The sequence below is a fragment of the Flavobacterium sp. 9 genome, from assembly GCF_002754195.1.
In the GTDB taxonomy this organism is placed as follows: Bacteria; Bacteroidota; Bacteroidia; order Flavobacteriales; family Flavobacteriaceae; genus Flavobacterium.
The window spans coordinates 6,302,030-6,328,714 of the sequence record NZ_PEEU01000001.1; the positions used below are offsets into that span (position 1 = coordinate 6,302,030).

A 26,685-nucleotide genomic window follows, 5' to 3' on the forward strand; every position below is an offset into this window, starting at 1 on the left:
AATTTTATAAATATTAGGAATTTAACTTTAAAATCTTATTTTAGAATTTTTGCGTTTTTTACATTTTGATCCGTCAAAGCCAAAGCTAAAACTTCGCTCATTTCTTTCACATAATGAAAAGTCAAGCCTTCTAAATATTCTGCTTTTATTTCGTCAATGTCACTTTTGTTTTCATGACATAAGATGATTTCTTTAATACCGGCTCTTTTTGCTGCTAAGATTTTCTCTTTGATACCACCAACTGGTAAAACTTTTCCACGAAGTGTAATTTCTCCAGTCATTGCTAAGCTTTTCTTTACTTTCTTTTGAGTTAATAAAGAAACCAAAGATGTCAACATTGCAATACCTGCACTTGGTCCGTCTTTTGGCGTTGCTCCTTCTGGAACGTGCAAGTGAATGTTATATTTTTGGAAAAGCTCAACATTTAAACCTAATTTCTTAGCATTGGCCTTAATATATTCTAAAGCAATTGTTGCAGATTCTTTCATTACAGTCCCTAAATTTCCTGTAATACTTAATGAACCTTTCCCCTCAGAAATTAAAGATTCAATAAACAAAATATCACCTCCAACACTTGTCCATGCAAGACCTGTTACAACTCCTGCAATATCATTGTTCTCGTATTTATCACGCTCTAATCTTGGTACACCCAAAACGGTTACAATATCTTCGTCGGTTACTTTTTTATTGTACTCCTCTTCCATTGCAACTGCTTTTGCAGCGTTACGAATTACCTGAGCGATTTTTGTTTCTAAATTACGAACACCAGATTCACGTGTATAACCTTCTACAATTTTCTCTAATTGTTTTTTACCAATTGTCAAATCTTTGTTAGTCAATCCATGTGCTTCCAATTGTTTTGGGAAAAGGTGTCTTTTTGCAATTTCAACTTTCTCTTCAATAGTATAACCTGACATTTTGATAACTTCCATTCTGTCACGCAATGCTGGCTGAATAGCCGACATATTGTTCGAAGTTGCAATAAACATTACTTTAGATAAATCATATCCCATTTCAAGGAAGTTATCATAAAAAGCACTGTTTTGCTCCGGATCTAAAACTTCTAATAAAGCAGAAGATGGATCACCGCTATTTCCGTTTGACAACTTGTCAATTTCATCCAGAATAAAAACAGGATTCGAAGTTCCCGCTTTTTTCAAACTCTGAATAATTCGTCCTGGCATAGCACCAATATAAGTTTTTCTATGTCCGCGAATTTCAGCTTCGTCACGTAAACCACCTAACGAAATACGTACATATTCACGACCAAGAGCTTCGGCAACTGAACGTCCAATAGATGTTTTACCAACTCCAGGAGGTCCTGTCAAACAAATAATTGGCGATTTCATATCGTTACGAAGTTTCAAAACTGCCAAATGTTCAATCATTCTTTTCTTAACTTCTTCAAGTCCAAAATGATCTTTATCTAATATTTTCTGAGCATGTTTCAAATCGAATTTATCTTTAGAATATTCGCTCCAAGGCAATTCTAAAAACAACTCTAAATAGTTACGTTGAATTCCAAAATCAGGAGATTGTGGATTCATACGACGCATTTTTGACAATTCTTTTTCGAAATGTTTCTGCGTCTTTTCGTCCCATTTTTTAGTTTTTGCCTTCAGCCCCATTTCGTCCATTTCTTCCTCTTGCGAAACGCCTCCCAATTCTTCCTGAATGGTTTTCATTTGCTGATGTAAGAAATATTCGCGTTGTTGCTGGTCTAAATCAAAACGAACTTTTGACTGAATGTCATTCTTCAATTCTAATTTTTGCAATTCAACGTTCATATAACGTAAAGTTTCAAGCGCTCTGTCTTTTAATCCGTTGATAGACAATAAACCTTGTTTTTCTTTTACGGATAAATTCATATTCGAAGAAACAAAATTGATCAAAAACGACTGGCTTTCAATGTTTTTAATCGCAAAAGTAGCTTCTGACGGAATATTTGGACTTTCTTTTATAATTTGAATTGCCAACTCTTTTACAGAATCTAAAATAGCTGTAAATTCCGTATCATCTTCTTCCGGACGTTCTTCTGCAACCTCTTTTATAGTTGCAGTAATATAAGGTTCTTCTGAAACTACTTCGTCAATTTCAAAACGTTTTTTTCCTTGCAAAATAACCGTAACATTTCCGTCAGGCATTTTCAGAACGCGTAAAATTCTCGCTACAGTTCCTATTTTATGAATATCGTCTTTTGATGGATCTTCGTCTTCTTCATTAATTTGAGAAACTACACCAATAATTTTTCCGCCGGCATTGGCATCATTAATTAGTTTGATTGATTTATCTCTTCCTGCCGAAATTGGAATTACAACTCCCGGAAAAAGAACGGTATTACGCAAAGGCAAAATTGGCAACGAAAGCGGAAGCTCTTCGTTGTTCATTTCTTCTTCGTCCTCTGGAGTTAATAATGGAATTAATTCGGCTTCTGAATCAAATTCTTGAAGTGACAGATTGTCAATAGTAAGTATTTTATGGTTTGACATAATAATATATAAGTCGTTTTGTCATTAAAAGTTTAATCCTAACTGCAAATTTATCCAAACGCTATGTAGTTTTTAGTACAACTTCATTAAGTGTTTGATTTACATGATAGGCAGTAAAAATAGACAATCATTATGCCAAAACCAAAAAAGAAAGTTTTCAAATGTCACTTTTGGTATTTTATATTATTAAACAACATTAATTATAAAGGATAAAAAAAGCAAAAGTAGTTTCAGATTTTCGATAAGTAATTTATTTCTTATTTTTTAACATCATAAGTTTTTAAAGCTTTATATTTCTCATAATTTTATTCTTTTTAAAATTATAGTATCTTCATTTTCAAACATCATACTGTATTACAATTATTTACGATATAAATCCCAAGATGTTAATACAAAAACATATCGTATTCATTACTTTTAAATTATGTATGAAAATGAAATCTAAATCTTTTGAAAAAAAAATAAAACTTTTTTTTCCGAAAGTGTAACAAACCAAAAAAAGCAAAGTCATTATAAAAAACTAGCAATCAAAACTTGAACATAACCAATCAAAATATCGAAGAATTAATCGCTCTTTGTAAAGAAAACAATCAAAAGGCTCAATTCGAAATTTACAATAGTTACTGTAAAGCTATGTATAACGTGGCTTACCGTATTGTGAAGGACGAACATTTTGCACAAGACGTCATGCAAGAAGGCTTTTTGAAAGCGTTTACAAAAATCAACGACTACAAACAGGAAGTCGCTTTTGGAGCGTGGTTAAAAAAAATAATTATCAATTATAGTATTGATTTTTACAAAAAAAATAACGCGTTTCAAGTCGAGGATTTGAGTAAAACACTTTATAAGATAGAAGAAAATGACAGTTTCTTTTCTGAAAATATAGATCTGAATTCACTTAAAGTGAAACAGGTTTTGGATACCATTTTATCATTAAAAGATAATTATCGAATGGTTTTGACGCTATTTTATATTGAAGGTTATGATCAGGAAGAAATTTGCGAAATTTTGAATATTAGTTATGCCAATTGCCGAACAACATTAAGCAGAGCTAAAGAAAGTTTACGAAAAAAATTAGAGGAAATATGAAAAAGGAAAATGACAATTTAGACCAATTATTTAACAAATTTGAAGATCAATGGGATATTCAGGAAATGAATTCTGACCATCAGGTTGATTTCTTAAATAAATTAAATAAAAAGCAATCCAAAAGGAAATATTGGTTTGTAACAGCTGTTGCGGCTTCAATTGTATTGATGTTAGGAATATCTGTTTTTTATAAAAATGACAAACCAAAAGAATTCAAGTTTGCATCTAATGAAACCAAAAGAACTGATTCTATTTTCAGCATTTTAATCGATAATGAACTTGTAAAACTAAAAGAGAAAAATTCGCCTGAAAACGAACAAATTATTAATGATGCGCTAAAGCAAATGAAAGTTTTTGATGCCGATTATGCAAAAATCATAAAAGAGCTTCAGAAAAATGGTGAAAACAAACAGATTATTTACGCCATGATTAGTAATCTGCAAACGCGAATCTCTTTTTTACAAACTGTTTTAAAACGAATTGAAGAAAACGAAAATCTAAAAAACACATCTGATGAAAAAACATTATAACTTACTTATTCTATTCATTTTAATACCTTTACTAGGGTTTTCAAATGATGATAATTACATCTCAAAACAAAAAAGTATCAAAAAAACCTATATCGTAAATTCGAATGCGGGAATTGATATTACCAATAAATATGGAAACATTACAGTATCAACCTGGGACGAAGATAAAATTGATCTTGATATTACAATAAAAGTAACTGGTGGAAATGAAAACTGGGTTAACGAAAAATTAAACAGTATCGATGTTGATATTACAGCTTTAAAATCATTGGTTACAGCTGTGACGAATATCGGAAGCTCGTCGTTTAAAAGTAAAGGAAGCAGTAATAGTTTCGAAATTAATTATGTGATAAAAATCCCTAGAAACGGTTCTGTAAAGCTCGAAAACAGGTACGGAAATATTACAACACTAAATCTGGAATCTACAACTGATATTTCATGTAAATACGGTAAAATAAATTTGGGACGATTAAATGGTTCAAACAATAATATTCATATCGAATATTGTCAAAATTCAAATATCGATTACATCAAAAATTCAAATATTGAAGCACGTTATTCAAATTTAAAAATTAACGAATCAGGAAATATAAATCTTGATGCCAATTATAGTGATTTGACTGTTGGAGATAGTCAGAATATTAAATATGATTGCAATTACGGAACCTTTAAGTTTCAAAAAGTCAACTCTTTTGCAGGATCAGGAAACTATCTGACAATATTGATTTCTGAGCTTTCAAGCAATCTGACTTCGGATATTACTTATAGTAAATTGAGTGTTGGTACTATAAACGACAAAGCTGGCAATGCCAATATTAACTCTAGTTACTCTGATGTTTCATTAGGATACAGTCCAAATTATTCTTTTGATTTTGACATTGCAACGAGATACGGAAGCATTAAAACAGGTGATGATTTAGAAATTTCGGTAAGCGAAAGTAAAAGCAGCACTAAAAATATAAGTGGTTACCATAAAAGAAAAGGTCAAAATAAAGTTCAAATATCATCAACTTACGGAAACGTATCATTAATCAAAAAATAATAACTTAAAATTTAAAACAATGAAAAAAGTATTACATCTTATAGTTTTTGGAGCATTTTTAGTTGGATTTATTGCAAATGCACAGTCAGGTAAAATAAATGGAAATGGTAAAGTTGTTACCGAAACCAGAACTACAGCAGAATATGATGGTATAAAAATATCAGGTTTTTATGATGTCGATTTAGTTGCTGGAAAAGAAGGCAAAATCATCATTAAAGGAGAAGAAAACATTCTCGCAGCTATTGTTGTTGAAGTTGAAGATAATACACTTAAAATTCACAATAAAAACAATACGAACTTACGTCCAAGTATGGGAAAAAAAGTTCAGTTGACAATTCCGTTTGATAAAATCTCAGAATTAGCATTGGCAGGTTCAGGAGATATTCAGACTAAAAATACAATTAAAAGCGATAAGTTTTTGGCAAAATTATCTGGTTCAGGGAACTTTAATTTAGCTGTAGATTCAAATTCTTTAGAACTTAATTTAAGTGGTTCAGGAAATGTACGCTTAAAAGGAACTGCTGATAACTTCACTACAAAACTTTCAGGATCAGGAGATATCGATGCTGCCGATTTAAAATCTAAAAATGTAGATGTTAACGTTTCAGGTTCTGGAAATAGCCGTGTTAATTGCAACGGAAGTTTAACAGCGAGAGTTTCTGGTTCTGGAGATATCAAATATAGTGGAAATCCGGAAAAACGTGACGTAAAAGTTTCCGGTTCAGGAAATATTTCAAAAGCATAATGTTGATTAAAGCTCAATGATAAAAGAATTTTCGAAAATCATCAAATCAAAAAATAAACAGAATATCTTTTTTTATTATTGAGCTTTTTATTTCAATCTTCAATCAAACAAAAAAATATCTTAAAGAGGAATTTCGCCTTAATAATTCAGATATTTTGTATCACGCTTCCTTATATAATGTCGGTTTAAGTAAATTATTAAACTTGACAACGACATTAGATTACACTTCAAAGATTTACCGAAAAGCAGAATTTATATATCAATTATAAATTCCGGATCATAAATCAATTCAATCTCTTAAAAACTAAAATATGAGACGGACAATATTAATTATCCTTCTGGCTTTTTCTTGTGCCCAATCTTTTGCGCAAAAAAAGGAAGATATAAATAAGATTAACGTTTTTGAAGATCTTAAAAACAGCACTTCGGAAATGATGCGAAAATATAATCTTAAAGGTTTGAGCGTTGCTGTATTTGAAAATTATAAAATAATATGGACAAATCAATGGGGAATAAAAGCTTCTGATTCTAGTGAGAAAATCGACGAAAACACAGCATTTTCAACCGCTTCGATTTCAAAACCAATAACGGCAATTGTTTGCGCAATGCTCGAAGAAAAAGGATTAATAAATCTTGATGATCCAATCGAGAATTACCTTAAAAGATGGAAACTTCCTGAAAGTAATTTTACAAAAGATATTAAAGTAACCTGGAAACAACTTTTATCTCACACTGCCGGAACAAGTCAAGGCGGTTTTGAAGATTATTATGAAGGTGATTCTATACCAACTATTGTAGAAAGTTTGCAGGGAAAATTACTTCCGAGATCAAAAAAGCCAATTGAATTTCTTTTTAAACCGGCAACAAACTTTGAATATAGCGGTGGCGGTTATGTAATTATTCAATGTGCTCTTGAAGATCATTTTAAAAAACCATTAGCGCAAATCGTAAAAGAAATACTTCTTGATCCTTTGCAATTGCAAAATTCAACGATGTTGCAACCCAACGAGAAAGGCTTTTTGAACAATATTGCCAAAGTCCACAATAGTAAAGGCGAAATCATTAGAACCGGAATACCAATTACTCCACAAGTTGCGCCATCAGGTTTATGGTCTACTCCTACTGATTTAGCGTTGATTGCGATCGAAATGCAAAAGGCATTATCAGGAAAAGGAAACAAAACAATTTCGACGGCTGTTGCCAAAAAAGTGACTGATATTGCTACTATGAATGGTCCTCGCGGTTGGAGTTATGGTTGGCAACGAAGTTTAGGTTATGGAAATCTGGAATGGTTCTCGCATGACGGATCAAACACTGGAACTGGAGGCGATTTATTAGCTACAATGACAAACGGCAACGGAATTGCAATTTTGGCAAATGGAGATAAACCCAATCGTTTGCCGGTAATGTGTTACGTTGATAAAGAAATTATCTCAAAACTTCATTGGATAAAACCAATCAATAATAATAATAATAATAATAATAATAATAATAATAAAATTCCTAAGGCTTTAAAAGATGCTATAAAAGGCTATTATACGGAGATACTTTATGGCTACGATAGATTAGGCGTTACCAAAATCGTTGAAGAAAACAATCATTTATATCTTCACTCGCCATATCTAAAAGATAATTTTGGTGTCGAAAAAAACGAAATGTATTATATTGGCAATAACTCTTTTAGAATTGAAAATTATCCAAATATAATTCGGTTTAACCTAAATAAAAACGAACTCAAAGGATTAACTATTTCCCGACCAAAATATACGTCAAAAGAATTAACTCTCACATTAGATCAAATAAGAACGCCACAAACTCAGTTGATTGAAATTTTTAGCGAGAATACTTTTGAAACAGCAGTAAATCATTTTAGAAAACTAAGATTAAAATTTCCTAATTATAATTTTGAAGAAAACCTTAATAACTTAGGTTACAATTACTTTAATAAAAATCAAATAGATCTTTCGCTTCAAATCTTCAAACTTAATTGCAGCGAGTATTCTCAATCAGCAAATACTTATGATAGTTTAGGAGAGATTTATGAAGCCGTTGGAAAATTGGAACTTGCAAAACAAAACTATCAAAAATCATTAGAATTAAATCCTAAAAATGAAAATGCTGCACAAATGATTGCAAAAATCGATGCGCAGCAAAAATCAAAATAATTTATTAGAAGGCACTTTTAAAGTGCCTTTTTATGTACTCGTCTCAATAAGAAAATTGCTGTAACAAAGAAAACTCCCAATATTACAATTGCAGCGCGAGGGCTTCCGGTAATTTGATCGATAATACCGTAAACACACATTCCGATTACGATTCCTATTTTTTCTGCTACATCATAAAAGCTAAAAAATGAAGCTGTATCTTCGGTTTCCGGTAATAATTTTGAATAAGTAGAACGTGATAAAGCCTGGATTCCGCCCATTACAAATCCTGCAACCGTTGCCATAACATAAAAATGCATTGGTAAAGTTATAAAGAAAGCCAAGGCACAAAATACTGCCCAAACGCTATTAATTACAATTAAGGTTGGAATATTTCCAAATTTAGCAGAAGCTCTAGAAGTCAAAACTGCTCCAATAACTGCAACTAATTGTATAATTAGAATACAAATAATTAATCCAATAGTTCCTTCTTCTTTTGATGACCATTGAATTTCCTGAGCTCCAAAATAAGTAGCAACAAGCATAACGGTTTGTACTGCCATACTAGAGACAAAGAATCCACCTAAATATCTTTTTAACGGAATATTTTCTTTTAATAATAACCAAACTTTCTTAAGTTCTTTGAAACCATTAAAAACAACAGATTTTGTCAATTTTTCGCCTGTTTCTTTGCTTCCTTTTGGCAAATAATAATAAGTGTATTGGCTAAATAATATCCACCAAACTCCCACCATTATAAAAGAATAACGCATTGCTTTCATTGCAGCTTCGCCATCTGTTCCAGTGATTCCAAAAAGTTTTGGTTTCATAATCATTGCCAGATTGATAATCAATAAAATTACACTTCCAATGTAACCTAATGAATAACCTTTGGCACTAATTCTATCTTGTTGCTCTTCAAATGCAATATCCGGTAAATACGAATTATAAAAAACTAAACTTCCCCAATATCCAATTAATCCAAGGAAATAAAATGCCAATCCTAGATAAATATTCCCAAGATCAAACCAATATAATCCCATACAAGATAAAGCTCCCAGATAACAGAAAAACTTCATAAAGGATTTTTTATTCCCAACATAATCAGCAATTCCTGATAATAAAGGTGAAATAAAAGAAACAACTAAAAATGCAAAAGCAGTGGTAAAACTAATTAAAGCTGAGTTTTTAAGATGCATTCCAAAAACATCAATATAATGATCACGGTCTGAGAATAAAGCTTCATAAAAAATAGGAAATACTGCCGAAGCAATCGTAAGAGTATAAACCGAGTTTGCCCAATCATAAAACGCCCAGGCATTTAGTAATTTTTTATCTCCTTTTTGTAGGTTTTTCATAGAAATGGTTTTGTTAATGCGCTACGAATTTATCTAATTTTTATCATAAACAACTAGATTTTAAAAAATTCCTGTATTATTAAATTATGAACAATTCAGAAACCAGCACGTATTATATCACAATAAAAAAGCTACTCTAAAACTAGAATAGCTTTTTTATTTATCCAATGATTTTCTTTATTTTATAATACCAACTTTAAGCGCTGTTGCTTTGGCTTCTGGTATCAATGCTTTTAAATTTGCAATTCTTGTCGCATCAGATGGGTGCGTACTCATAAATTCCGGGGTTCCTGCACCTCCTGAATTAGCTGACATTCTGGTCCAGAATGCAATTGCATCATCTGGATTGTAACCTGCTATTGCCATTAATGTTAATCCAATTTTATCAGCTTCACTTTCGTTGCTTCTGCTAAACGGAAGCATTACTCCTACTTGTGTACCCATTCCGTAAGCTTGCGAAAATATTTCTTTAGTTTGTGCAGATTTATTGCTTGTTGCAGCATCCAAAACTGCACCTCCTATTGATTGTAATTGCGCAGCACTCATTCTCTGTGCTCCGTGATTGGCTAATGCGTGCGAAACTTCGTGTCCCATAACCGTCGCTAATCCTGATTCGTTTTGGGTTACAGGCAAAATTCCCGAATAAACGACAATTTTTCCTCCAGGAAGACACCATGCATTTACTTCTTTGTTGTCTACAAGTTTATACTCCCAACGATAATCTTTTAAATATTGCGATTGCCCTAAATAATTTAGATATTTTTCGGCAGCAGACTTAATTTTTGATCCTACCAAATCAACTCTTTTTGCATCAGCGGTTCCTGTAATAACTTTATTTTCAGTTAAAAAAGTACTGTATTGTTGAAATGATGTCGGAAATAATTCGCTGTTAGAAACAAAGTTTAAATTTTGTTTTCCCGTAATTGGATTGGTTGCACATCCGGCTAAAACGACCGCAAATAGACCTATTATTAAATGTTTTTTCATGATTTTGATATTTTACAACACACAAAAATACAATTATTATTAATTTCCAATTTATATAATTTTCATAAAATTTATCAGAATTTACTTATTCTCCAATAATATGCAATTCAGTAAACTCTTTATCAACAATTAAGAACTTATTCTCCTCAAAAGCAATTTTGTCAAACACTACATTTTCATTGTCAATTTCAATTTCAGTAACTTTAAACGGCAAACCAATCAAATTAATTTTGTACTTGGTATAAGGAGTATCATATTTTCCTTCTTTATGAAGCTGAACAATTAATTCTTTTTCTTTTCCCACTGTAGTGAAAGATAAAAAGCTATAACGTCCTTTTTTATAATCGTAACCGTCCTGAGCATCTTCATAAACTACTGATTTCTCTTTTCCGTTTTTAAAGTACAAATCAAGAACCAATTCATCAAACTCAAGTTCGCCAACATATTGCTGCACTGGATATTTTGGAATTATCGCGCCTGCTTTTACAAACACCGGAATCTCATCAAATTTGGTGTCAACCCAAACTTCTCTTCCTCCTGTAGAAAATTCATTTGTCCAATAGTTATACCATTCACCTCTTGGAATATACATACGTCTACCTACAGCATTAGGTTCAAGGATTGGACAAACCAAAATCTGGTTTCCAAAGATGAATTCATCGTTACGATAATGCGTTTGTGTATCGTCCTGATCGTAATAAACCAAAGGTTTAAGCATCGGAATTCCTTCTTCGATATATTGCCAAAACATGGTATATAAATAAGGTAATAACTGGTAACGCAAACTCACAAATTTGCGGGTAATATTGATCACTTCTTCGTCAAAAGCCCAAGGTTCCTGATTTCCATGATCTCCGGAAGAGTGCGTTCTACAAAACGGGTGAAAAACACCTAATTGAATCCAACGCGCATATAATTCTCCGGTTGGCTGCTCCGCAAAACCTCCAATATCAGAACCTGTGAATCCCATTCCTGAAATACACATTCTCTGTACCTGAATATTTGCAATCCACAAATGTTCCCAAGTTGCCACATTATCTCCTGTCCACGATGATGTATAACGTTGTGCGCCTGAATAAGCAGATCTAGTTATTACAAATGGACGTTTTGGATATGCAAATCGCTTTACACCATGATAGGTTGCGCGCGCCATTTGTGTTCCGTAAATGTTGTGTGCTTTTCTATGACTACAAGGATTTCCGTCGTAAACGTGACGAACATCCATTGGAAAAGTTTTATTTGGAACCTCCATAACTGCAGGTTCATTCATATCATTCCAAACTCCTTTTACTCCAAAGTCTGAAATTAATTCTTTAAATAATCCCGCCCACCATTCTCTTACAACGGGATTTGTGTAATCAGGAAAGTTACATTCGCCTGGCCAAACTTTACCTTTCATATAAGGTCCATCGGCTCTTTTGCAGAAATAATCTTTTTCCAGAGCTTCTTTATAAACCCAATAATCTTTATCAATTTTAATTCCCGGATCAATGATTACAACAGTTTTAAAACCGTCTTCGGCTAATTCTGCGACCATTCGTTTTGGGTCGGGAAAATATTCTTTATTCCAGGTAAAACATCGAAATCCTTCCATATAATCAATATCAAGATAAATGGCATCGCATGGAATTTTTAGTTCTCTAAATTTCGAAGTAATCTCTTTTACTTTACTTTCCGGATAATAACTCCATTTACATTGATGATAACCCAAAACCCAAAGTGGCGGCAACTCTGGTTTACCAGTCAAATCAGTATATGTAGTGACTACATCTTGCATTTGTGGCCCGTAAATGAAGTAATAATTCATTTCGCCACCTTCAGCCCAAAAGCTGGTAACGTTTCTTCTTTCCTGACAAAAATCAAAGAAAGTTCTAAATGTATTGTCAAAGAAAATTCCGTAAGATTGCTTGTTATGCAATCCAATATAAAACGGAACTACTTTATATAATGGATCTTGCTCTTTTTGATAAGCGTATTGGTCAGTGGCAAAATTTTCTAATCTTTTACCCTTTAAATTCATTTGAGTTGCTTTGTCACCAAGACCGTAAAAACATTCTCCATCTTTTGAAGATTTACTCATTTTTACGATATTTCCGCCATATTCATAGCTTTCTTCCCAGTGAAAACCAAGCTCATCTTCGAGAATCAAAAGATCATTTAAATCATAAATAGACAAACGAAGATCTGATTTTTGAATCTTGCATTTGACTTTACTGGTTCTAATCTGGAAATAAGTTTCCTCTTCTGTAAGTTCTAAAAAATTATAACCGTGAAGCTGTGTTTTATCAATTGCATACGAAAAATCGTTGCTAAAATATCCTTTTGTAGTAAAACGAAATCGGATTAAACTATCTCTAAGAATAGTGACTTTTAAGATTACTTTATTGTCAGTATGAAAAAAGATTGAATCGCCTTCATGCTGAAACGAGACAATTTTTGATGGATATAAATCGCCTTTATATTCTAATGATGTATTTGTAATCATATCGCTAATGAATTAATTGTAGATCGCTAATCTTTATTTCAAACATACAAAAAAACTAGATAAACCTCTATGAATAAAAGGATTATTCACGAAAACGTTTTTTCTGAATGAGTACTAAATAACGGCTCAAAAAATCACCAATTCGACAATTTTAAAACACTAAACTGACAAAATGATATTCTAAAAAATAATCGACGTTTTTTATGCAAACGAATAAACGGTAACGCTCAAAGGCGGTAAAATTAATTCGACTGAAAAATCTCTGCCATCATAAGGTATTGCTTCTATTTTTATTGTTTTAGAATTTCCAATACCACTTCCGCCATAGATTGCTGCGTCACTATTAAAAATTTCTTCCAGCTTTCCTTTCTGCGGAATTCCTATTCTGTAATTTTCTCTTACTACTTGCGTGAAATTACAAACTACAACTAAATTTTCATTAGCATTATTTCCTTTTCGGATATAAGATAAAATTGCATTTTGATGATCTGAGTAATTAATCCACTCAAAACCTTCGCCAGTAAATTGCTTTTCATACAATGCCGGACGCGATTTATATAAGTGATTTAAATCTGTAATTACTTTTTTTATTCCCGAATGATAATCATACTGTAGTAAATGCCAATCTAAACTTTTTTCGAAATTCCATTCATCACTTTGACCAAATTCAGATCCCATAAACAATAGTTTAGTTCCCGGATGCGTGAACATATAACCGTAGAGTAATCTTAAATTGGCAAATTTCTGCCATTCATCTCCCGGCATTTTATTGGCAATAGATTTCTTTCCATAAACTACTTCGTCATGAGAAAATGGTAACATAAAATTCTCTGTAAAAGCATATGTCATTGAAAAAGTCAAATCGTTTTGATGGTATTTTCTATAGACAGTTTCCTTCTGAAAGTATTTTAAAGTATCGTGCATCCATCCCATCATCCATTTCATTCCAAAACCTAAACCGCCAGTAAATGTTGGTCTTGAAACCATCGGAAAAGAAGTGCTTTCTTCTGCAATAGTTTGAACTCCATTAAAATTAGCGTAGATTACTTCATTAAATTCTTTAAGGAAACTTATCGTTTCAAGATTCTCTCTTCCGCCATAAATATTAGGTTCCCATTCGCCGTCATTTCTGGAATAATCAAGATACAACATCGAAGCAACAGCATCGACTCTCAATCCATCGGCGTGATATTGCTGAAGCCAAAAAACAGCATTACTAATTAAAAAAGCACGAACTTCATTACGCCCATAATTAAAAACCAAACTTTTCCAATCCGGATGATACCCCTTTCTGCGATCCGGATGTTCATACAAATGAGATCCATCAAAGAAACCTAAACCGTGCGCATCATCAGGAAAATGTGATGGAACCCAGTCTAAAATTACGCCAATACCAGCCTGATGTAATTTATCAACCAGAACCATAAAATCCTGCGGTTTCCCAAATCGAGAAGTTGGCGCAAAATACCCCGTTAATTGATAACCCCACGAAGGATCATAAGGATATTCCATAATTGGCATGAATTCTACGTGTGTAAAACCCGTTTCCTTAACATATTTCACTAAATCGTCTGCCAATTCCAGATAAGTCAAAAAACGATTGTTTTCGGCGCGTTTCCAAGATCCTAAATGCACTTCATAAACCGAATAAGGTTTATCGAGAGCGTTATTTTCCTGGCGAGATTGCATCCAATTTTCGTCTTTCCAGTTATAATCTAAATCCCAGACAACAGAAGCTGTATGAGGCGGCTTTTCACAATACAAAGCAAATGGATCGGCCTTTTCGGTCACGATTCCGTTTATATTCGATTGAATTTTATATTTATAAAGCGCTCCTTTTGTAATATCCGGAATAAATCCTTCCCATATTCCAGAAGAATCCCAACGAACTTGCAATAAATGTTCACCTTGAGTCCAATAATTAAAATCACCAACTACCGAAACAGATTCTGCCGTTGGAGCCCAAACCGCAAAATAAACGCCTTTTACTCCGTTAACTTCAATTAAATGCGCTCCTAATTTTTCGTATAATTTGAAGTGTTTTCCGGCTTTGAATAAATCAATATCAAAATCAGTAAAAAGAGAATGCGTGATAACTTTATTCATATTTGGTTTTTAAGGCAACAATTAATTTTTTGGTATTTTTATTCTATTCTAAAATTATCAGCGAGAATAGCTCCTTTTTTTATGACAACAATTCCGTCTTTTATACTATACAATTCATTCGTGAAATTATCCAAATGCTTTCCACCGCTAATATGAACGTTGTTTCCTATTCGAACATTTTTGTCAACCAAAGCATTGTGTATAAAACAGTTTTCACCAATTCCTACATGAATTTTATTGTCGCTGCTTTCCTGATGCATTTCATCAAGATCCTGATAAAAATCATTACCCATTACGTAGCAATTTTCAATAACAGTACCTGCGCCAATTCTGGAACGAATACCAATAACAGATCTTTTAATTTCTTTGGCATTTATAATGCAACCTTCAGAAATCAGAGATTGATTTATAATTGAATTTCTAAATTTTGATGGAGGTAATAATCTTGGTCTTGTGAAAATTTTGTTCTCATTATCAAATAAATTAAACTCCGGAATATCATCAGTTAAACCAATATTGGCTTCAAAAAAAGATTCAATGTTTCCAATATCTGTCCAATATCCTTCGTATTGATAACTTAAAATTTTATGTTTATTAACCGCCTCCGGAATAATTTCTTTTCCAAAATCTTTCGTTTCAGGATTACACATTAAATCAACCAACAATGATTTATTAAAAATATAAATACCCATCGAAGCTAGGTATTTTTTACCTTTTTCGCGCATTTGATCACTTACTTCAGATTCCCATTCAGGTAATAATGAAGCATTTGGTTTTTCTATAAAAGCCTGAATACGATTTTCATGATCTGTTTTAAGGATTCCAAATTCTGGAGCATCTTTAGCATTTACAGGTAAAGTTGCAATAGAAATCTCTGCATCGGCAGCAATATGAGCTTCTAGCATCGCGTTAAAATCCATTTGATACAATTGATCACCAGATAAAATCAAGGCATGATCAAATTCATGTTTTAAAAAATGCGGCATACATTGTCGAACAGCATCAGCAGTTCCCTGAAACCACGTTGGATTATCCGGAGTTTGCTCAGCTGCCAAAATATCAACAAATGACTGACTGAAAATACTAAAATTAAAGGTGTTTTTGATATGAGCATTCAAAGATGCAGAGTTAAATTGTGTCAAAACAAATATTTTAAAAATATCCGAATTGATACAATTTGAGATTGGAATATCAACCAATCGGTATTTTCCACCAATCGGAACTGCTGGTTTTGATCTTGTTTCTGTTAATGGAAACAAACGTGATCCTTGTCCTCCTCCTAAAATAATAGCAACTACATTTTTCTTTTTAAATTTCATTTTTCTCAATTATTAGGTTGTATATCTCGATATATTCTTGGCAAACTCTTTCCCAGGAATGATCTATTGCCATTCCCTTCTTTACTATTTTATTGAAATTTATTTTATCGTCATACAACTTGACCGCACGATTTATAGAGTAACAAATATCACCAACTGAAGCCTGATCATGACAAATTCCGTTTCCATCGTCACCAAAATCAATAACAGTATCACGTAATCCGCCTGTTCTTCTCACAATTGGAACCGTTCCGTAACGCAAAGCATACATTTGATTTAATCCGCAAGGTTCAACTCTTGAAGGCATTAAAATATAATCTGAACCCGCATAAATCAAATGAGCCAATTCCTCATTATAACCAATAAAAACATTATAATTCCCATTGTAATCATTTCGTAATTGCACCAATTGTTCTTCAATTAATGAATTTCCTGAACCTAAAATTAAAATATTAATGTTTTCGAAATTTTCTGATAATGCCAATGCTGAAGCTTGCGGCAATAAGTCTCCACCTTTTTCTTCAAACAAACGACCAATAAAACTGAATAATGGTTTTGTCGGATCTAATTCAAATTGCTCACAGAGTTTTTCTTTATTCTTTTGTTTTCCTGTTTCGAAAGTTTCAATAGAATAATTTTCAGCAATCATTACATCTTTCGAAGGATCCCAAACCTCAATATCAATTCCGTTTAAAATTCCTCTTGATTTATAACGCACAGAATTAAACAATCCCTCTAATCCATTTGCGGAGATATTTATTTCGTTCAAATAACTAGGAGAAACCGTCGTTACAGCGTTTGCACATTTAACTCCAACCGCCAGAGAATTTAAAGAATTATTCCATTCTAAAAATCCAACATGAATCAAATCAAATTCCGGTAAATAATGTAATTTATCAAAACCAAACCAACCTTGATACAATCCATTATGAATTGTAATTACCGTTTTTATATTGGCTAAACTTTCATATTTATAAGCATATTTTATCATAAACGGAATTACACCAGTATGATGATCGTGACAATTAATCACATCCGGAACCGTTTTTCGTGCCAGAATCCAATCTAAAGTTGCAATTTGAAAAGATAAAAAACGCTCAATATCATCTTCATATCCATAAACATTTGGGCGATTGAACAATTCATTAATTTCTATAAGATATAATTCATAACCCAGCTTATCTGTAGTTTCTTTTAAAACACTAAACGGAAAATTAAAATTTCCCAACTTAACACTTCCCCAATGAACACATTCAAATTCATTTTCTTTTCGAAATTTAGTATCATAACAAGGTACAACAACTCTCACCTGATGACCGGCATTTGTTTGATATTTAGGCAAAGCGCCAACTACATCTGCCAATCCGCCAACCTTTGCCATTGGGTAACATTCTGCACTGATATGAAATATTTCCATGCTAAAATTTTATAATCGTATTAAATAGTAATTTGTGAATTATTTTTTTCAGTAAACATTCATTAATATGCTACTTTTATGTTTTTTAAATTTAGGAAAAAATAAACAAAACTAAGCCCTCAAAAAAAATTTATTGATATGACAAAAAAGGCAACTAATCCTATTAAATCATTAGAAATTCCTCAGTTTATAATTATATCCTGTAAAATATGCGCTTTTATTTCAACCAAATTAGTTACGTCATACGCAGCAAAGCTCTTTACCACACCAATAAAACATAAGATTCCCAAACGAGAGTTTGAGATGGATCAAAAAAGTACCCAAAAAACTGTTTACGTTCCAGCTATTAATCAAAGCGTTGTGACTTATCACTACGGACAAAGTGATCAAAAAATTCTGTTAGTTCATGGTTGGTCAGGACGAGGCACACAATTATTCAAAATAGCAGATGAACTTTTAAAAAATGGATATTCGACTATTAGTTTTGATGCTCCTGCACATGGAAAATCCAAAGGAAAAACAACAATAATGTCTGAGTTTATTGCTTCAATCTTAGAAATTGATAAGCAATATGGTCCTTTTGAAATCGCAATTGGACATTCATTAGGCGGAATGTCAGTTTTGAATGCAATAAAAGACGGGCTAAAAGTAAACAAAGCAATAGTAATAGGAAGTGGAGATATTGTTCAGGATATATTAGATGATTTTATCTCAAAACTTGGTTTAAAACAAGAAATAAGTGATCGTCTTCGTGACCTTTTTGAAGATAAATATCAAGTAAAAATGGATGATTTTTCAGCTTACAGAGCAGCACAACAAGTAAAAATTCCAGTATTAGTAATACATGATAATGACGATCCTGAAGTTTCTGTAAAAGCTGGAATTCATATTCATCAACAACTTGAAAACGGAACTTTGTATCTAACCGACGGATTAGGACATAGAAAAATACTTGGAAATCAAAATGTTATTAAAAAAATCTTAGAATTCATTAAAACTAACTAATTTTGTGATAGTTACAATTTTGATTATTAAATTCTAAAGAAAACAAAAATGGATTTATTTGGAGAAACATCTAATTGGGAAACGAAACTTGCACCAATTTTAGATAAATATAAAGGTAAAAAGCATCCTTTAGAATATCAAAATACATATCAATTATTGGTTATGGTTGTTTTATCAGCACAGGATTCTGATGCGAATATTAATAAAATTGCGCCAGCTTTATTTGAAAAATATCCCACTTTAAATAGTTTGTCCAAAACTGATCCTGAGACCTTTATTCCTTATATTAGTAAAGTTCGAAATTATCCAACCAAAGCGCAGTGGCTTTTGGAAATTGCGAAAACCATTCAAAATGATAAAGATATTCCATTAAATATGAAGGAATTGACAGCTTTGAAAGGTATTGGAAGAAAATCTGCGAATGTAATCCTTAGGGAAACTCATAAACCAGCTGAAGGAATTATTGCTGATTTACACGTAATTCGTGTGGCACCAAGAATAGGAATAATAAAAGAAGCTAAAGACGGGATTAAAGTCGAAAAAGATCTTATGCAAGTTTTACCGAAAAATATCTGGTCCGAAATTGGAATGGCAATCTCTTTTTTAGGCAGAGAAACTTGCAGACCAAAACCAAAGTGCGAAGAATGCATAATTGCCGATTCTTGCAATTATTACCTAACGGAAGTTATCTAAAAAACATTATTTCCTTCTCGTGTCAATTAGATAAATAATCTTCCAGGAATCTTTTTCTTTAAATAAAGTAAAAGTATTTACTCCGGAATGACTCAATTTATCGTTCAGATAAAATTCATAAGGAGCCCAAACATGTGCCATCGAGCCATCAATTTGAATATTGTAACTTAAAATCTTTTCATTGAACTTAAGATTAGAAGGAATAGCAGCAATAGAATTATAAAACTCTTTTGCGCTTTCATCAGATAATTTATTCCCCTTAGTTTTACTCTCACTAATCGATTGCAAAATAATCTTATCTGAACAAACCGATTTGAGTTTAATCGTGTCTTTTTGATGAAATCCTTCAAAAAATGACTCAATAGTTTTCTGAACATCTTGTTTCTGCGCATTAACAGACAATCCAAATAATAATGCAATTAATAAAACATATACTCTCATAAAAATCAAATTAAAAGATATAATTAAACACCAAACTGACTCAAATGATGCTCCAGATGTTTACTAAACATATTATTCCATTCTCCTGCGCGCAATTTCCCAAAAGAAAGAGACTCTTTTCCTTCAAATTCTTTTTCGCCTAATTCCTCCGTTTTATTAATGTAAGCAATTAAACGATCCTTTTCGATATCAAAATTCCGATCTCCTTTAATTATAAACTGTGGTGCAGTTCCATTATTTCTCGCATAAGGTTTATCATCTATCACTTTATTTTTGACAAGCAATTTTAATATAAATCTAAAAAAAGCATTAGGTTTTGGATGAATGTTGTCATAAACCATTTCGTAAGACACATTACAATGAGCAAGCATTTGCGAAACATTCATTTTTCCCCAAAGTGCTTTTGACTCTGGAGTAAGTTTATTAATTCGATTTATAAATTCATTACAAACTTCTTTATCAAAAATGTTTTTCATAATTTATTCTGGTTTAAAATTTTGGTATCGATAATGTCACAAAAATATAAAATCTAGCATAAATAAGTATTATGCTAGTAATTTAATTACTTTGCTGAGAATCTCTTTATCACAATAAGTATACGATAATTTTCAAATAAACGATTCTCAGCGCATTATATTTCCCCTTTTCTAATCAGGGTTCCCGAATAATTATGGCGTTTCCCTTTGGGTCGGGCTGACCGCTAAATCTTTTGTGATAGTAGTTTTTGCAGAAAATAAGAAGTTTAAGTCATCACAAAAGGATATCGCTCCCATCCCTAACGCACTCTGAGATAAAAAGAAGTTCATTTTTCAACAGAAAAAAGAGAAAACTATTATAAAACAAAAAACCCTATCTATTGGATAGGGTTTTCTAAAGAAAGGCGACGACATACTCTCCCACATAACTGCAGTACCATCTGCGCAGGCGGGCTTAACTACTCTGTTCGGGATGGGAAGAGGTGAGCCCCGCCGCAATAACCACCTTAAGGTCGTTAGTTGCTTTAGGCAACTTTTTAATTGTTAATTGTCAATTATAAATTGTTAATTATCAATTAAAGAATATCTTAACATACTGAGATAAAGAAACATAAAAGTATTTAGAAAGTTTCTCCCCGCACCTTGCAGTGCGGGAAAAGGGTGTACATAAGCTTACGGATTATTAGTACTACTCGACTATGACATTACTGCCTTTACATCTATAGCCTATCAACGTGGTCATCTTCCACGATCCTTAAAAGAAATCTCATCTTGTGGTGGGTTTCGCGCTTATATGCTTTCAGCGCTTATCCCTTCCAAACGTAGCTACTCTGCGGTGCCCCTGGCGGGACAACAGATACACTAGAGGTTTGTCCAATTCGGTCCTCTCGTACTAGAATCAGATCCACTCAAATTTCTAACGCCCACAGTAGATAGAGACCGAACTGTCTCACGACGTTCTGAACCCAGCTCGCGTGCCACTTTAATGGGCGAACAGCCCAACCCTTGGGACCTTCTCCAGCCCCAGGATGTGACGAGCCGACATCGAGGTGCCAAACCCCCCCGTCGATATGAGCTCTTGGGGGAGATCAGCCTGTTATCCCCGGCGTACCTTTTATCCTTTGAGCGATGGCCCTTCCATGCGGAACCACCGGATCACTATGCTCTACTTTCGTACCTGATCGACCTGTATGTCTCTCAGTCAAGCTCCCTTATGCCATTGCACTCTACGCACGGTTACCAAGCGTACTGAGGGAACCTTTAGAAGCCTCCGTTACTCTTTTGGAGGCGACCACCCCAGTCAAACTACCCACCAAGCAATGTCCCCCACAATATGGGGTTAGGCCTCAGATAAACAAAGGGTTGTATTTCAACAATGACTCCACAACGCCTGGCGACGCCACTTCACAGTCTCCAACCTATCCTACACATCATTTATCCAAGGTCAATACTAAGCTATAGTAAAGGTGCACAGGGTCTTTTCGTCCCACTGCGGGTAAACGGCATCTTCACCGTTACTACAATTTCACCGAGCTCATGGCTGAGACAGTGTCCAGATCGTTACACCATTCGTGCAGGTCGGAACTTACCCGACAAGGAATTTCGCTACCTTAGGACCGTTATAGTTACGGCCGCCGTTTACTGGGGCTTCAATTCAATGCTTCTCCGAAGATAACATCTCCTCTTAACCTTCCAGCACCGGGCAGGTGTCAGGCCCTATACTTCATCTTACGATTTTGCAGAGCCCTGTGTTTTTGATAAACAGTCGCCTGGACCTCTTCACTGCGGCCAGCTTGCGCTGGCGACCTTTCTCCCGAAGTTACAGGTCTATTTTGCCTAATTCCTTAGCCATGAATCTCTCGAGCACCTTAGGATTCTCTCCTCAACTACCTGTGTCGGTTTACGGTACTGGTACTAATTACCTGAAGTTTAGAGGTTTTTCTTGGAAGCCCTTAGGCGCACTATCTCTTTGTCCGAAGACTCCGAGTACTATCGTATTTCCCCAAGATCTGTGGATTTGCCTGCAGATCTTATAGGTAGGTACTTCAACGAACTATTCCGTCAGTTCGCGGCGCTTTCATCACTCCGTCACCCCATCACAGTAATTAGTAGTACGGGAATATTAACCCGTTAGCCATCGACTGTCCCTTTCGGGTTCGCCTTAGGACCAGACTAACCCACAGCTGATTAGCATAGCTGTGGAAACCTTAGTTTTTCGGTGTGCGGGTTTCTCGCCCGCATTATCGTTACTTATGCCTACATTTTCTTTTCTAACCAGTCCAGCATACCTTACGATACACCTTCAACCCTGTTAGAATGCTCCCCTACCACTTACAGTAAACTGTAAATCCATAGCTTCGGTAATACGCTTATGCCCGATTATTATCCATGCTCGTCCGCTCGACTAGTGAGCTGTTACGCACTCTTTAAATGAATGGCTGCTTCCAAGCCAACATCCTAGCTGTCTGGGCAGACAAACCTCGTTCTTTCAACTTAGCGTATATTTGGGGACCTTAGCTGATGGTCTGGGTTCTTTCCCTCTCGGACTTGGACCTTAGCACCCAAGCCCTCACTGTTATGAAACATTATATAGCATTCGGAGTTTGTCAGGAATTGGTAGGCGGTGAAGCCCCCGCATCCAATCAGTAGCTCTACCTCTATATAACTTTATGCATAACGCTGCACCTAAATGCATTTCGGGGAGTACGAGCTATTTCCGAGTTTGATTGGCCTTTCACCCCTACCCACAGGTCATCCGAAGACTTTTCAACGTCAACCGGTTCGGTCCTCCACTGTGTGTTACCACAGCTTCAACCTGCCCATGGGTAGATCACACGGTTTCGCGTCTAACACTACTGACTAAAGCGCCCTATTCAGACTCGCTTTCGCTACGGATCCGTGGCTTAACCACTTAACCTTGCCAGCAACGTTAACTCGTAGGCTCATTATGCAAAAGGCACGCCGTCACCCCACGAAAGGGCTCCGACCGCTTGTAAGCGTATGGTTTCAGGATCTATTTCACTCCGTTATTCACGGTTCTTTTCACCTTTCCCTCACGGTACTGGTTCACTATCGGTCTCTCAGGAGTATTTAGCCTTAGCGGATGGTCCCGCCAAATTCAGACAGGGTTTCACGTGCCCCGCCCTACTCAGGATCCCACTATCTATTATACTTGTTACCCATACGGGACTATCACCCTCTATGGTGTCACTTTCCAGTAACTTCCGGTTCCTTGTACATAAAATGTCGTGGTCCTACAACCCCAACAATGCCGTAACATCATTGGTTTGGGCTAATCCGCGTTCGCTCGCCACTACTTACGGAATCACTTTGTTTTCTTCTCCTCCGCCTACTTAGATGTTTCAGTTCAGCGGGTTTGCCCACCTATCGGTGTACTATGTCTTCAACATAGTGGGTTGCCCCATTCAGGTATCTACGGATCAATCGGTGTGTGCCCGTCCCCGTAGCTTTTCGCAGCTTATCACGCCTTTCATCGCCTCTGAGAGCCTAGGCATCCCCCATACGCCCTTATTTTGCTTATTGTACCAATCATAAAATTAATTATGACCGTTTTTTTTTGCTTTTTACAATAAATTGTAAAAAACGCTTTCTACTTTTTATTATTTTCTTATCTCAATATGTCAATGAACTTTTATTTACTATCTTCACAGTAAATCAGTGGAGAATAACGGAGTCGAACCGTTGACCTCCTGCGTGCAAGGCAGGCGCTCTAGCCAGCTGAGCTAATCCCCCTTTTTAATTAAAAATAAAAATCGTGAATTAAAAATTATGAACTTTTGATCCTAAATCTTTCAACTTCTAAAATTTCCTTTTTCTAAGCATACAGTCTTTTAATTTATTTGCTTCTTATAATTTACAATTCATAATTTATAATTAACAATTTAAAAAGTAGTCCCGGGCAGACTCGAACTGCCGACCCCTACATTATCAGTGTAGTACTCTAACCAGCTGAGCTACGAGACTCTGTTTTACTTAAAATTTATTATTTGAACTAACAGCAAGAGTAATTGAATCTGGTGATTCAGAACCTTCTAAATAAACATCTTTTTTCCTCAACGTGTGTTTCCACTAACATTTGAGGCTCTAGAAAGGAGGTGTTCCAGCCGCACCTTCCGGTACGGCTACCTTGTTACGACTTAGCCCTAGTTACCAGTTTTACCCTAGGCAGCTCCTTGCGGTCACCGACTTCAGGCACCCCCAGCTTCCATGGCTTGACGGGCGGTGTGTACAAGGCCCGGGAACGTATTCACCGGATCATGGCTGATATCCGATTACTAGCGATTCCAGCTTCACGGAGTCGAGTTGCAGACTCCGATCCGAACTGTGACCGGTTTTATAGATTCGCTCCTGGTCGCCCAGTGGCTGCTCTCTGTACCGGCCATTGTAGCACGTGTGTAGCCCAAGGCGTAAGGGCCGTGATGATTTGACGTCATCCCCACCTTCCTCACAGTTTGCACTGGCAGTCTTGTTAGAGTTCCCGACATGACTCGCTGGCAACTAACAACAGGGGTTGCGCTCGTTATAGGACTTAACCTGACACCTCACGGCACGAGCTGACGACAACCATGCAGCACCTTGTAATTTGTCTTGCGAAAGATCTGTTTCCAAACCGGTCAAACTACATTTAAGCCTTGGTAAGGTTCCTCGCGTATCATCGAATTAAACCACATGCTCCACCGCTTGTGCGGGCCCCCGTCAATTCCTTTGAGTTTCATTCTTGCGAACGTACTCCCCAGGTGGGATACTTATCACTTCGCTTAGCCACTGAAATTGCTTCCAACAGCTAGTATCCATCGTTTACGGCGTGGACTACCAGGTATCTAATCCTGTTCGCTACCCACGCTTTCGTCCATCAGCGTCAATCCATTAATAGTAACCTGCCTTCGCAATTGGTATTCCATGTAATCTCTAAGCATTTCACCGCTACACTACATATTCTAGTTACTTCCTAATAATTCAAGTTTAACAGTATCAATGGCCGTTCCACCGTTGAGCGATGGGCTTTCACCACTGACTTATTAAACCGCCTACGGACCCTTTAAACCCAATGATTCCGGATAACGCTTGGATCCTCCGTATTACCGCGGCTGCTGGCACGGAGTTAGCCGATCCTTATTCTTACGATACCGTCAAGCTGCTTCACGAAGCAGTGTTTCTTCTCGTATAAAAGCAGTTTACAATCCATAGGACCGTCATCCTGCACGCGGCATGGCTGGATCAGGCTTGCGCCCATTGTCCAATATTCCTCACTGCTGCCTCCCGTAGGAGTCTGGTCCGTGTCTCAGTACCAGTGTGGGGATCTCCCTCTCAGGACCCCTACCCATCGTAGCCTTGGTAAGCCGTTACCTTACCAACTAGCTAATGGGACGCATGCTCATCTTTTACCGTTGTGACTTTAATTATAAAATGATGCCATTTCATAATACTATAGGTATTAATCCAAATTTCTCTGGGCTATCCCTCTGTAAAAGGTAGATTGCATACGCGTTACGCACCCGTGCGCCGGTCTCTAATTCCGAAGAAATATACCCCTCGACTTGCATGTGTTAAGCCTGCCGCTAGCGTTCATCCTGAGCCAGGATCAAACTCTTCATCGTATATTTTAATATTATATTGCGATGATATCTATCGGTTCTTTTCAAATCTCTCGATTCTATTACTCTTTTCTTTTGTTTTAACATCTCTGTTAAAACGGCTGTCAATTCAATATGTCTACGAACGTGTATTTCTTTTTCTTTTCGCTTGTCTCTCAAAGCGGGTGCAAAAGTAGAAAACTTATTTCTAACTGGCAAATGTTTTTTGAAGTTTTTTTTAAGAAAATTTTCGTCTCTTTTAACTTCTTTATTTACCAATCTTTCAATGAACTTTCCGTGTTTTGCGGGGTGCAAATGTAATATCCCTTTTCGAATCCCACAAGCTTTTTTTAATCTTTTTTTGAAAATAAATTTTCGTTTTAATCTTAATCGCTTGTCAGTATTTCTGTGAACGTCTATCGCTGTTGCGGGTGCAAAAGTACACTCTTTATTCGCTTCTGCAAGCTTTTATTTTACTTATTTTTGATATATTTTCTAAGTGACTGGTTTGGCGTTTTTACAAGGCAATCTTTTTTTTCGATTTTTACCGTTTTTGAGCAATTGGGCCATTTTACCGCAAGAGGCTAAGTTTTTCTTCTCTGGTTTTGTTTGCCAAAGATCGCAAAGCTGGATTTTTCCTTGGTTTTATTAATCGCGCAAAGACGCAAAGGCGCAAAGTTTTCTCTTTTATCTCGTATTTTTCTGTTTTACGCCTCGTCTTTCCTTTGAAAACCTCTGCCCTAGCCCCGATAGTCCCGAAGTGTC

General features: G+C 35.1%; 17 protein-coding genes, 2 tRNA genes and 3 rRNA genes. 7 read left to right on the forward strand and 15 right to left on the reverse strand.

Annotated elements, in window-relative coordinates; genetic code table 11:
* Positions 1–35: 35 nt before the first annotated feature.
* Positions 36–2,489, reverse strand: coding sequence for an endopeptidase La (gene lon, locus CLU81_RS26500; protein ID WP_099712592.1), 2,454 nt, complete (start codon positions 2,487–2,489; stop codon positions 36–38).
* 534 nt (positions 2,490–3,023) lie between these two features.
* On the opposite strand from lon, the gene CLU81_RS26505 reads away from it, so the two are divergent.
* From CLU81_RS26505 to CLU81_RS26525, 5 genes are all read left to right on the forward strand, one after another.
* On the forward strand, positions 3,024–3,578 hold the full coding sequence (locus CLU81_RS26505) for an RNA polymerase sigma factor (protein ID WP_099712593.1): 555 nt from the start codon (positions 3,024–3,026) through the stop codon (positions 3,576–3,578).
* Positions 3,575–4,108, forward strand: a complete 534-nt coding sequence (locus tag CLU81_RS26510) for an anti-sigma factor (protein ID WP_099712594.1) — start codon at positions 3,575–3,577, stop codon at positions 4,106–4,108. The genes CLU81_RS26505 and CLU81_RS26510 overlap by 4 nt, the downstream gene beginning before the upstream one ends.
* Positions 4,092–5,150, forward strand: coding sequence for a hypothetical protein (locus tag CLU81_RS26515; protein WP_099712595.1), 1,059 nt, complete (start codon positions 4,092–4,094; stop codon positions 5,148–5,150). The genes CLU81_RS26510 and CLU81_RS26515 overlap by 17 nt, the downstream gene beginning before the upstream one ends.
* A 19-nt stretch (positions 5,151–5,169) precedes the next feature.
* Positions 5,170–5,895 (forward strand): head GIN domain-containing protein, encoded by a 726-nt coding sequence (locus CLU81_RS26520; protein ID WP_099712596.1) that lies wholly within the window; start codon positions 5,170–5,172, stop codon positions 5,893–5,895.
* A 311-nt stretch (positions 5,896–6,206) separates the two neighbouring features.
* Positions 6,207–8,060: a serine hydrolase domain-containing protein gene (locus CLU81_RS26525; RefSeq protein ID WP_099712597.1), complete on the forward strand. Its 1,854-nt coding sequence runs from the start codon at positions 6,207–6,209 to the stop codon at positions 8,058–8,060.
* Between the two features lie 17 nt (positions 8,061–8,077).
* On the opposite strand, the gene CLU81_RS26530 is transcribed toward CLU81_RS26525, so the two are convergent.
* The 6 genes from CLU81_RS26530 to CLU81_RS26555 all read right to left on the reverse strand — a co-directional run bounded on the left by CLU81_RS26530 (position 8,078) and on the right by CLU81_RS26555 (position 17,711).
* Complete coding sequence (locus tag CLU81_RS26530; RefSeq protein WP_099712598.1) at positions 8,078–9,397, reverse strand: MFS transporter; 1,320 nt, start codon at positions 9,395–9,397, stop codon at positions 8,078–8,080.
* 177 nt (positions 9,398–9,574) lie between these two features.
* On the reverse strand, positions 9,575–10,384 hold the full coding sequence (locus CLU81_RS26535) for a M48 family metallopeptidase (RefSeq protein ID WP_099712599.1): 810 nt from the start codon (positions 10,382–10,384) through the stop codon (positions 9,575–9,577).
* An 85-nt stretch (positions 10,385–10,469) separates the two neighbouring features.
* On the reverse strand, positions 10,470–12,869 hold the full coding sequence (locus CLU81_RS26540; RefSeq protein ID WP_099712600.1) for a glycoside hydrolase family 31 protein: 2,400 nt from the start codon (positions 12,867–12,869) through the stop codon (positions 10,470–10,472).
* A 201-nt stretch (positions 12,870–13,070) separates the two neighbouring features.
* The gene (glgB, locus tag CLU81_RS26545; protein WP_099712601.1) at positions 13,071–14,975 is read right to left on the reverse strand and encodes a 1,4-alpha-glucan branching protein GlgB; all 1,905 of its coding nucleotides are present in this window, start codon (positions 14,973–14,975) and stop codon (positions 13,071–13,073) included.
* 38 nt (positions 14,976–15,013) lie between these two features.
* The gene (locus CLU81_RS26550; RefSeq protein WP_099712880.1) at positions 15,014–16,294 is read right to left on the reverse strand and encodes a glucose-1-phosphate adenylyltransferase; all 1,281 of its coding nucleotides are present in this window, start codon (positions 16,292–16,294) and stop codon (positions 15,014–15,016) included.
* Positions 16,284–17,711 (reverse strand): glycogen synthase, encoded by a 1,428-nt coding sequence (locus CLU81_RS26555; protein ID WP_099712602.1) that lies wholly within the window; start codon positions 17,709–17,711, stop codon positions 16,284–16,286. The genes CLU81_RS26550 and CLU81_RS26555 overlap by 11 nt, the downstream gene beginning before the upstream one ends.
* Positions 17,712–17,849: 138 nt before the next feature.
* Here CLU81_RS26555 and CLU81_RS26560 point away from each other — a divergent pair, with 138 nt between their 5' ends.
* Both CLU81_RS26560 and nth read left to right on the forward strand, forming a co-directional pair.
* Positions 17,850–18,716: an alpha/beta hydrolase gene (locus CLU81_RS26560; RefSeq protein WP_099712603.1), complete on the forward strand. Its 867-nt coding sequence runs from the start codon at positions 17,850–17,852 to the stop codon at positions 18,714–18,716.
* 48 nt (positions 18,717–18,764) lie between these two features.
* Positions 18,765–19,409, forward strand: coding sequence for an endonuclease III (gene nth / locus CLU81_RS26565; protein ID WP_099712604.1), 645 nt, complete (start codon positions 18,765–18,767; stop codon positions 19,407–19,409).
* 6 nt (positions 19,410–19,415) lie between these two features.
* On the opposite strand, the gene CLU81_RS26570 is transcribed toward nth, so the two are convergent.
* The 8 genes from CLU81_RS26570 to CLU81_RS27205 all read right to left on the reverse strand — a co-directional run.
* On the reverse strand, positions 19,416–19,850 hold the full coding sequence (locus tag CLU81_RS26570) for a nuclear transport factor 2 family protein (RefSeq protein ID WP_099712605.1): 435 nt from the start codon (positions 19,848–19,850) through the stop codon (positions 19,416–19,418).
* Between the two features lie 23 nt (positions 19,851–19,873).
* Complete coding sequence (locus CLU81_RS26575) at positions 19,874–20,326, reverse strand: DUF1569 domain-containing protein (RefSeq protein ID WP_099712606.1); 453 nt, start codon at positions 20,324–20,326, stop codon at positions 19,874–19,876.
* A gap of 399 nt (positions 20,327–20,725) precedes the next feature.
* A 5S ribosomal RNA gene (gene rrf, locus CLU81_RS26580) occupies positions 20,726–20,835 on the reverse strand.
* Between the two features lie 153 nt (positions 20,836–20,988).
* A 23S ribosomal RNA gene (locus CLU81_RS26585) occupies positions 20,989–23,869 on the reverse strand.
* A 136-nt stretch (positions 23,870–24,005) separates the two neighbouring features.
* A tRNA-Ala gene (locus CLU81_RS26590) sits at positions 24,006–24,079 on the reverse strand.
* A gap of 157 nt (positions 24,080–24,236) precedes the next feature.
* A tRNA-Ile gene (locus tag CLU81_RS26595) sits at positions 24,237–24,310 on the reverse strand.
* A gap of 124 nt (positions 24,311–24,434) precedes the next feature.
* Positions 24,435–25,944 (reverse strand): 16S ribosomal RNA (locus CLU81_RS26600).
* The 16S, 23S and 5S rRNA genes sit together here with 2 tRNA genes alongside, the layout of an rRNA operon.
* A 547-nt stretch (positions 25,945–26,491) precedes the next feature.
* The coding region (locus CLU81_RS27205; RefSeq protein WP_233209775.1) for a hypothetical protein at positions 26,492–26,685 on the reverse strand (194 nt) is incomplete at its 5' end.

Coding starts and splice junctions, on each gene's coding strand:
- CLU81_RS26535 (WP_099712599.1), bottom strand. CDS start 10,384: ATGAAAAAACATTTAATAATAGGTCTATTTGCGGTCGTTTTAGCCGGA.
- nth (WP_099712604.1), top strand. CDS start 18,765: ATGGATTTATTTGGAGAAACATCTAATTGGGAAACGAAACTTGCACCA.
- CLU81_RS26510 (WP_099712594.1), top strand. CDS start 3,575: ATGAAAAAGGAAAATGACAATTTAGACCAATTATTTAACAAATTTGAA.
- CLU81_RS26525 (WP_099712597.1), top strand. CDS start 6,207: ATGAGACGGACAATATTAATTATCCTTCTGGCTTTTTCTTGTGCCCAA.
- CLU81_RS26520 (WP_099712596.1), top strand. CDS start 5,170: ATGAAAAAAGTATTACATCTTATAGTTTTTGGAGCATTTTTAGTTGGA.
- CLU81_RS26570 (WP_099712605.1), bottom strand. CDS start 19,850: ATGAGAGTATATGTTTTATTAATTGCATTATTATTTGGATTGTCTGTT.
- CLU81_RS26555 (WP_099712602.1), bottom strand. CDS start 17,711: ATGGAAATATTTCATATCAGTGCAGAATGTTACCCAATGGCAAAGGTT.
- lon (WP_099712592.1), bottom strand. CDS start 2,489: ATGTCAAACCATAAAATACTTACTATTGACAATCTGTCACTTCAAGAA.
- CLU81_RS26575 (WP_099712606.1), bottom strand. CDS start 20,326: ATGAAAAACATTTTTGATAAAGAAGTTTGTAATGAATTTATAAATCGA.
- CLU81_RS26550 (WP_099712880.1), bottom strand. CDS start 16,294: ATGAAATTTAAAAAGAAAAATGTAGTTGCTATTATTTTAGGAGGAGGA.
- CLU81_RS26540 (WP_099712600.1), bottom strand. CDS start 12,869: ATGATTACAAATACATCATTAGAATATAAAGGCGATTTATATCCATCA.
- CLU81_RS26515 (WP_099712595.1), top strand. CDS start 4,092: ATGAAAAAACATTATAACTTACTTATTCTATTCATTTTAATACCTTTA.
- glgB (WP_099712601.1), bottom strand. CDS start 14,975: ATGAATAAAGTTATCACGCATTCTCTTTTTACTGATTTTGATATTGAT.
- CLU81_RS26560 (WP_099712603.1), top strand. CDS start 17,850: ATGACAAAAAAGGCAACTAATCCTATTAAATCATTAGAAATTCCTCAG.
- CLU81_RS26530 (WP_099712598.1), bottom strand. CDS start 9,397: ATGAAAAACCTACAAAAAGGAGATAAAAAATTACTAAATGCCTGGGCG.